The sequence below is a fragment of the Aquiflexum sp. genome, from assembly GCF_041749095.1.
In the GTDB taxonomy this organism is placed as follows: domain Bacteria; phylum Bacteroidota; class Bacteroidia; order Cytophagales; family Cyclobacteriaceae; genus Aquiflexum.
Genome location: NZ_JBGTCA010000487.1, coordinates 1 through 4,521 on the forward strand (window position 1 = coordinate 1; position 4,521 = coordinate 4,521).

4 protein-coding genes are annotated in these 4,521 nt (G+C 43.8%); all 4 read left to right on the forward strand.

Translation table 11 applies throughout. From position 1 onward, the window contains the following. Window positions 1-730 (forward strand): FAD-dependent oxidoreductase (locus ACEW8O_RS22135; protein WP_373496810.1); only part of this gene is annotated, 730 nt, incomplete at its 5' end. Between the two features lie 7 nt (window positions 731-737). Continuing rightward, window positions 738-2,267: a sulfatase gene (locus ACEW8O_RS22140; RefSeq protein WP_373496811.1), complete on the forward strand. Its 1,530-nt coding sequence runs from the start codon at window positions 738-740 to the stop codon at window positions 2,265-2,267. Window positions 2,268-2,278: 11 nt separating this feature from the next. Continuing rightward, a complete protein-coding gene (locus tag ACEW8O_RS22145; RefSeq protein WP_373496812.1) occupies window positions 2,279-3,826 on the forward strand; it encodes an arylsulfatase in 1,548 nt (515 codons plus the stop codon). A gap of 153 nt (window positions 3,827-3,979) precedes the next feature. Continuing rightward, window positions 3,980-4,521 (forward strand): class I SAM-dependent methyltransferase (locus ACEW8O_RS22150; RefSeq protein WP_373496813.1); only part of this gene is annotated, 542 nt, incomplete at its 3' end.

Sequence of the window (4,521 nt, forward strand, 5' to 3'; positions counted from 1 at the left end):
AGATGGAAAAAAAATGGTGAAAAATGAAGGGAATGTGGAAATAGGAGGTTTTGGTCCTTATCCAATTGCATACAGATCCCTGATACCCAAAAAAGGAGAAGTCAAAAACCTATTTGTTCCCGCCGCACTTTCTGCCAGCCATATTGCTTTTGGCTCCATCCGGATGGACCCCGTTTTTATGGTTTTGGCGCAATCCTCCGCAGTGGCTGCTTGCCTGGCGATTGACCAAAATATTTCTGTTCATGAGGTAAATGTCCCGGAACTGCAAAATATCCTGAAAGAAAATCCCCTGGCTGATGGGGGCACCGCTGAGGTCTTGGTCGATAATGACGATGTAGAAAGCGTTCAGATTAAAGGCAACTGGGAACGGCAGACTTATGGTGGATATGGTCCAAGTTTTCTGAAAGATTTATCCAAAGGGACTGAGGACAATTCGGTTCGGTTTGTGCCAAATATCAAAGAGACCGGAAATTATGATGCCTATATTTATTTTTCGAGAACCAATGATGCAAGCAGTCAAACCGGTGTCAGGGTTTTTGACGGAACCACCGAAAAAGAAACCATAGTAAAAGAGGAAGATATCAGGGTAGAAGGTCAGACCTCCGGCGAGTGGGTTTTCTTGGGAGAATACAGGCTATCTGCCGGTAAAGAAGCTTTTGTAGAAATATCCAATAAAGGGGCCGATGGAATAGTGGTGGCTGATGCAGTCCTTTTTGTTCCCAAAAAATAAAGCCGGTATGAGAAAATTCACCAATCGATCACTTCTTTCAATTATTCTACTGGCAATAGGGATGACTTATTCCTGCCAAACTTCCCAAAAAGAAACCAATAAAAGCAAACTTCCAAATATCATCCTCCTAATGGGAGATGACCACGGTTGGGACGAGGTTGGATATAATGGACATCCTTATCTTCAAACACCTGTGCTGGACGAAATGGCGGCGACAGGATTAAGGATGGACCGCTTTTACTCGGCTTCACCGGTATGTTCGCCTACCCGTGGAAGTGTCATTACCGGAAGACACCCCAATCGCTATGGGACTTTTACACCGGGAACTTCCATCCGGCCTGAGGAAATCAGCATTGCCGGAATTATGAAAGAAGCCGGGTATGCCACGGCACATTTTGGCAAGTGGCATTTGGGTCCTGTAAAGGCTGAATCTCCCACCAATCCCGCAGCCATGGGATTTGATGAATACCTGTCGCATGACAACTTTTTTGAAATGAACCCATATTTGTCCAGAAACGGAGGGCCTCCGGAGCTGTACGAAGGCGAAAGTTCAGAGATTCTTGTTGCAGAAGCCATCCGTTTTATTCAAAAGTCCAAAGAGAATAATCAGCCGTTTTTTGTGGTAATCTGGTATGGTTCTCCCCATGAACCCTACAGTGGCCTGCCCGAGGACCTGGCGCTATATGATGACTTACCAGAATCTTTGGGTGATAAAATTGTAAGTCTAACTTCCAATGAAACAGGACAACAAATAGACAGACCCCAAAGGGAGGTATTGCAGGAGCGTTTTGCGGAAATCACTGCTATGGATCGTTCTATTGGTAGCATGAGAGACTATCTTAAGGCTGAAGCCCTACGCAAAAATACCTTACTATGGTATTTCGGGGATAACGGCACACCTCCTGAAGGAAATGCAACTGTTCCATTTAGAGGTGAAAAAGCTGATGTATATGAAGGGGGTGTTAGAGTGCCTTCTGTCCTGGAATGGCCTGCCGGAATTCCAAATCCAATGGTCACGGCTGTGAATTCGGTCTCTTCCGATGTGCTTCCCACTCTTTGTGCCATAACAGGGCAACCTTTACCAAATAGACCAATTGATGGTATTGATCTTACTTCTATGTTCGATGGTACCATGGTTGAAAGGAAAGAGCCAATTATGTTTTGGAACGGTACGGTTAGACAGGAAGAAGGATATAGTCCGGTACCGTATATAGACCCTGAATTGCAAAAAGGAACCTCACCCTTGGTCAAGCTGATGAATGGCATTGCTACCAGAAATTTTACCAATTTCCATCATCTGGATATTCAGGTACAGGATTTTGGTGGTGCAAGGGCCATTCTGGACAACAGGTTCAAATTGGTAATCCATGGCGGAATTGGGGATGATGCTAAAAAAGAACTTTTTGATGTAAGGGAAGATCCTGCTGAATCCAATAACCTGATCCAACAACTTCCCGAGGTGGGTATTCTCCTTGAAGGTAAACTCAAACTCTGGCAACAATCTGTATTGGAAAGTTTGATGGGAAATGATTATTGAAACAAAAAAAGATGGTAAAAATAAAAGTATTCCTGCTCAGTTTTACGATTTCCTGTCTCATAGTATTGACAGGTTATGCTCAAAACTCTTCACAGCTTCCCAACATCATCTATATCCTTGCCGATGATATGGGGTATGGAGATGTTTCTTCTTTTAACCCTGAATCCAAAATCATCACCCCTCACATAGACAGGTTGGCCAACAATGGGATAAAATTTACGGACGCCTATACCAGTTCTGCTGTTTGCACACCTACCCGCTATGGGATATTGACAGGCCGGTATAATTGGCGGTCTGAACTGAAATCAGGTGTTCTGGGCGGCTATTCCCCACCTTTGATAGAATCGGACAGACTGACCGTCGGCGAAATGCTTCAGGAAAAAGGATACCATACGGGTTTTGTAGGCAAATGGCACTTGGGATGGGATTGGTATTTTGAAACTGAGATGGAGAGTTTGAATAATCTTGGAAAAAATTTTGAAATTGATTTTACGAAGGTGATCAAAAACGGACCCGGTGAAAGGGGCTTTTCCTATTCTTATGGGTTCAGCGGTTCACTGGATATGCCTCCTTATGTATATGTGGAAAATGGCTGGGTAACCGCTCTTCCAAATAGGGTAACTGTCAATATGGACGAGAAGGCTTTTTGGAGAAAGGGGCAGACCGGAAGTGATTTTGAACATGTACAGGTATTGCCACATCTGACCGAAAAAGCCGTGCAATATATTGCGCAGCGATCCAGGAATAGTCAGCCCTTCTTTTTGTATTTAGCCCTGCCTGCTCCCCACACGCCGATTTTGCCCCTTACCGAATTTATGGGGAAAAGCAACACCAATTTATATGGAGACTTTATGCTGCAGGTGGATGATGTCGTGGGCCGTATCACAGGAGCTTTGGATGAGCATGGATTGTTGGAAAATACCCTTTTGATTTTTACCAGTGACAACGGATGCTCTCCAAGAGCAAGCTTTCCAGAGCTGATGAAGGTGGGCCATCACCCGTCCTATATTTTCAGAGGTCATAAGGCCGATATTTTTGAAGGAGGACTCAGAGTACCTTTTATAGTCCATTGGCCTGAAAAAGTCAGTTCCCCCAAATCTACCGAGGTGGTGATCAGTACCACCGATTTGATGGCTACTTTGGCTGAACTGACTTCCTATCCGCTACCGCCAAATGCTGCCGAAGACAGCTTCAGTTTTTTGGATATTTTGGAAAATAAACCCACCGTGATTGAAAGACCTCAGGTGGTACTTCATTCCATTGAGGGTCGGTTTGCGATCCGAAAGGAATATTGGAAGTTGATATTATGGCCGGGTTCAGGGGGATGGAGTGATCCAAAAACCTCTGAAGGGCTTGAATACCTTCCTTCAATGCAATTGTATGACCTCCAAAGGGACCCGGGTGAAACACAAAACCTTATTGACCAATATCCTCAAGTAGTCAGGCAATTGAGGGAGGAACTTATCCGCTTGATTCAGGACGGTAGGAGTACTCCCGGCCCTAAACAAAGAAACGATGGGCCGGAAATTTGGGATCAGGTAAAATGGATCCTTGATTAAAATCCATTGAAACAGGACTACAAGTAGATAGACTTCAAAAGGAGAATTTGTACGAGTATTCAGCTTGACCCGGTTAATTCGAATTTCTTTTCACATCGGTTGATGAAAGTTTTTGGTAAATTGTAGGTTCAAATAAAAATCTTCGAAAATATAATGAAAGACGATATTGGTAATCCTATTCTGACTGATTTTAATGTGGATGAATCACTGGAATGGCAAATGTCCCGGGCGGAGAAATATTGCTTGATGGGGTTAATGAAAGATTTAGCTCCGGATGTCTCTATTGAAATCGGCACCTATAAGGGAGGAAGCTTGCAGGTGATCAGCTCCTACTCCCAGAAGGTTTATTCCATTGATATCAGTGATTCACCCAAAAGATTTTTGGCTCCCAAATTCTCCAATGTAGATTTTGTAGTTGGTGATTCTGTGCAATGCCTCACTGACATTTTTCAGCAGATACAAAAAGAAGGAAGAAGACTGGATTTTATCTTGGTGGATGGTGACCATACCCGTAAGGGAGTTTTCCGTGATTTGGAGGCCATTTTTAACTATCCTCATCAGCATCCCATCACCATTTTGATGCATGACAGTTTCAATCCCGAATGTCGGAAAGGTATCCGGACATTTTTGGAAAGCCATCCACAGTTTGTCGCTTATGCGGAATTGGATTATGTAACCGGCTCTTACTGGCATAA

What these genes read in the sequence shown, in the direction of transcription:
- ACEW8O_RS22140 (WP_373496811.1), top strand. Translation starts at nt 738, where the DNA reads ATGAGAAAATTCACCAATCGATCACTTCTTTCAATTATTCTACTGGCA.
- ACEW8O_RS22145 (WP_373496812.1), top strand. Translation starts at nt 2,279, where the DNA reads ATGGTAAAAATAAAAGTATTCCTGCTCAGTTTTACGATTTCCTGTCTC.